A 3,479-nucleotide genomic window follows, 5' to 3' on the forward strand; every position below is an offset into this window, starting at 1 on the left:
CGGAGCCGCTGACGGAGCCGCTGACGGAGCCGCTGACGGAGCCGCTGACGGAGCCGCTGACGGAGCCGCTGCCGTGCCCCTGCGGGTTGAGGCGAGGGCGATCCGACGTGAGATCTTCGGGCTTCGTCCCTTTGGTTTGGTCGGATATGAGGTTCCTTCTTACTGACGAACCTAAGACACAAGAAGAGTTCGCTCGTACCAGTGTGCGGGCTATGCGCCATCGGGTACGGCCAACTGCGCTGGAGCGTTCCAGATGTCTGGATGCAAGTTTTCCGAGGACGCGCGGGTTCGCCTCTCCTCAGCGGTCCGGCCGACTACGTCCGATCGCTTCCGCCAATGCAGGGAAGCCGCCGATGATTTCGGCACCGCTGATCCAGTAGCAATGCCCGAACATGATGTTCAGCCAAGATGTAAAGCGAGCCCGTCTCGTCCAATGGATCCGCGCAGCAGACTCGGGATCAATCTCCAGCCGGTAGTAGCTGCTTATCCAGAATTGCAGAGGATTGATGGCGCGGATCGTCTTCCACGGGATCCAATCCGTCGAGAGGCGTCGGTCATAAATCCCTTGAGGACCAATGGAGACGACCACGTCGGGCTGGAACAGCTTCAGGCCCCACACAAGTGCGCCAAGGCCGAAGATCACTACGCCAACGCGCATCTCATAATCCCGGAAGCTTCCAGGAATTATGGTATCAGTGCCGACATTAGGCTGAGTCAGAGCCAGCCAAAGGGCCACTGCGACGAACACACACGATCCCATAAAGCGCGTAAAAATGCGCGAATTGGATCGGTGGAGATCGATTGTGCTCATTGGAATACTCCCTCACTTGAGTATTCGGCCTACGCCTCGCTACGGGCTTCCGAGGTGCGGCGGAGCACTGATGCGACCGCTGCAAGCGGTGCCAGTCACTCCGTCCGCCAACTTAGTTGCGCAGGCTTGCATTGTGGAGGTTGACGATGACCTCAGATCCCGGCCGCACCGCCTACTACGCGCGCTTCGCATACGCCCGGCCACGCGAGTTCGACTCGTGGGACAGCCTGACACCGGAGGTGCGTGCCATCTGGGCGCAGGTGGAGGTCGCGGTCCTCACCGGCGCTAGCTCTGGCATTCACCCCGGCCAAGCTCGGAAGGTCGCCGACGATCCGGATCGGCCCTCCACCATCTCAACGGCGGCCATAGTCCCGTCCGTGGTAGCTGGTGAGACCTTCGTGGTTATCCAAGACGAGCACGTGCAACTGCTTCAGCGCATTGACCGCGGCCCGTTCTTCGTGCCGCTCCTCGAGCTCGCATACGTGAAGCTCATCCCATGGAACGGTGACACGCTCATCCCGCGTCTGGTGAGCTGCGGCTGGGCTGAGATGGCGCCGCGCGAGTCGCGCGCAGTCCGAATCACCGACGCTGGCCGGCAGGCATTGGCCGATCTCGACGAAGCTAGGCTGAAGGAGCAGGGAGGGGGCAGTGCCGCGTGAGCAGTTGGCCAGCGCCGCCGACTTGGTGCGCGTATTCGGCTTCACCGAACGGCACTGAATCCGCCAGGCTGCGGCCGGGCGAAACGCTGATGCTCGACAGCCGTTCGGTGCACAGTCATCGTAGGTGTTCGACCAACGTGCCGTGCGTCAGTGGTAGGATGCTTCGACGAGGACGGTGCCGGAATGACCGACACCTACCTCCGCGGTAAGACGTGGTGGGTTCAAGTCCTTGCCAGGACACGGAAATGAGCGCGACCACGCCGAGATAGTTGCCCCAGGAATTCGCCTTGGCGGCGCCTCAACGGGGCGCCGAATGAGGCTTGGAGCCTCACCTTTCTGCCCGCCTGAGATCCGGGAGCCTCCATTTAGGCTGCTTGAAAGGGCCCCCGCTTGGCTCAGGCCAGCGTCGGAACCGGGCCGGTGAAGCCCGTGGCCGGCTTGTCGGCGTCGAAGTGATTGGCCAGCGCCACCACGAAGGCGAAGTTGGCGATGGCGGCGAAGGGGAGAAGGGCGAGGGCAGTGAGGAGGGTCATCGGCGGCGTCCTTTTGTGCGGTGCGTGAGAAGCTATATCGCACTGCACGCGATTTCTTGGTATGCCACATGCCTCACGCCAGATATGCGGCGCATGCATGAAGGTGTCGGGAATAAGATCGACCCTTGCAACGATCGGGCTGTAGATCCTCGGCCCACAGGCGAGCGGAGTGCGGGTCGTCGACGTGCGCGACGCCGCTGCCTGTTCGAGATGCCGAGTTCTCATCCTCTGCATCGAACCCCAACCCTCGGCAGTCGAGCCGCCGCACAATCGCAGCTGAGACATTCGGGCATTTCAACCGCGCTCTCCCAGAGCCGAATGTGCCGGATGGCCGACGAATGGCCGCGTTCGGCCGCAACGCCTCGGACCCGTCGCGCCGTTCGGCGGATTGACTCTGGAGAGACGGGCGCGGGCCGATCCAGGCCGGCACGCGGACCGCTCGCCGCAAGCCGGATGGGAGACCGTGTGGACGGATCGGGGGAAGTGGAAAAGCGCGACCTCAAAGCCCCTGGTGATCGCGCTCGTCGTCGTGGAACGCGTCTCCGCGGGGTCCATCGCGGGCAACTGGACCTGGCAGACCGGCGGCCAGCAGCATACCGCCTCGCAGCAGAGCGACGGATCGGCGACGGCTCTCCCGACGTGAGCGGGTGATCCGGACCGCTGGTCCGGCGGACACCGTCATCGCCGTGAAGGCGGGCGCTTGGGCGGGTAGAGCGCCAATATCGAGACAGCGCTTAAAGAAAAACTCCAGCGATACGGGCAATCGAGACGGTTCGTGTCACCCGGCCTTCAGCCGGGATCAGGTATTCGAGCGGTGCCGACGGAGATCGGCTCAGCCAAGACCTGGAGATCGGTTGATGCTCAAGTCCCTCGCCGCCGCGACGCTGCTCGCCGTCGGCATCGCCGCGCCGGCCTCGGCGCTGCCCGTCGCGGGTTCTCCGCTCCCCGCCGCGCAGGACGGGCTGATCCAGCACGTCTACGGCGGCTGCGGGCCCTACGGCCATCGCGGCCCTTATGGCGGGTGCCGCGCCGGCGGCCAGTGGGGCGGCTATGTCGGTCGGGCCTGCCCGCGCGGCTTCCACCTGGGTCGCGGCGGGCGGCGCTGCTGGCCGAACCGGTACTGGTAGCGACGCGCCCGCTGTTCGGGGCGATCGGCTGACCGCCATGGCGCACCGTGACGGAACGCAGGAACACCCTGGGAGCGTGTGCTCCCAGGGTGTCGCCGACCTCGCGGCCAGTTTGATCGGGCTGGGGATGCGAAGGCCAACCGGAAGGCTGCTCTTCGGCGGCGCAGGGCGATGAGGCGGACCTGCCCCCCTCGCCCGCCGCCGCGTCTCCCGGCACGGGGGCCGGGAGCGGCGCGACCCGATCTCAGTAGGATCCGAACTTGTAGTTCAGGCCGGCGCGGACGACGGCGAACTCGGTCTTGGCGGCGGCGCCGTTGAGGTAGGCGGTGCCGTTCGGGGGCAGGAGGTT

At 65.2% G+C, this 3,479-nt stretch carries 4 protein-coding genes and 1 pseudogene; 2 read left to right on the top strand and 3 right to left on the bottom strand.

Going from position 1 to position 3,479, the window contains the following annotated elements; genetic code table 11:
* Window positions 1–298: 298 nt before the first annotated feature.
* Window positions 299–811, bottom strand: a complete 513-nt coding sequence (locus BM419_RS31475; RefSeq protein WP_244540946.1) for a hypothetical protein — start codon at window positions 809–811, stop codon at window positions 299–301.
* Window positions 812–957: 146 nt separating this feature from the next.
* On the opposite strand from BM419_RS31475, the gene BM419_RS31480 reads away from it, so the two are divergent.
* A complete protein-coding gene (locus BM419_RS31480; protein WP_056526673.1) occupies window positions 958–1,470 on the top strand; it encodes a hypothetical protein in 513 nt (170 codons plus the stop codon).
* Window positions 1,471–1,865: 395 nt separating this feature from the next.
* Here the strand turns inward: BM419_RS31480 and BM419_RS32710 are convergent, their stop codons facing one another.
* On the bottom strand, window positions 1,866–2,003 hold the full coding sequence (locus BM419_RS32710; protein ID WP_170863024.1) for a hypothetical protein: 138 nt from the start codon (window positions 2,001–2,003) through the stop codon (window positions 1,866–1,868).
* An 857-nt stretch (window positions 2,004–2,860) separates the two neighbouring features.
* Here BM419_RS32710 and BM419_RS31485 point away from each other — a divergent pair.
* Window positions 2,861–3,130, top strand: a complete 270-nt coding sequence (locus BM419_RS31485) for a GCG_CRPN prefix-to-repeats domain-containing protein (protein WP_091928766.1) — start codon at window positions 2,861–2,863, stop codon at window positions 3,128–3,130.
* A 244-nt stretch (window positions 3,131–3,374) separates the two neighbouring features.
* Here BM419_RS31485 and BM419_RS33410 read toward each other — a convergent pair.
* Window positions 3,375–3,479 (bottom strand): annotated as a pseudogene (locus tag BM419_RS33410) (porin family protein); the annotation flags it as partial.

The organism is Methylobacterium sp. yr668 (assembly GCF_900116245.1).
Classification (GTDB): Bacteria; Pseudomonadota; Alphaproteobacteria; order Rhizobiales; family Beijerinckiaceae; genus Methylobacterium.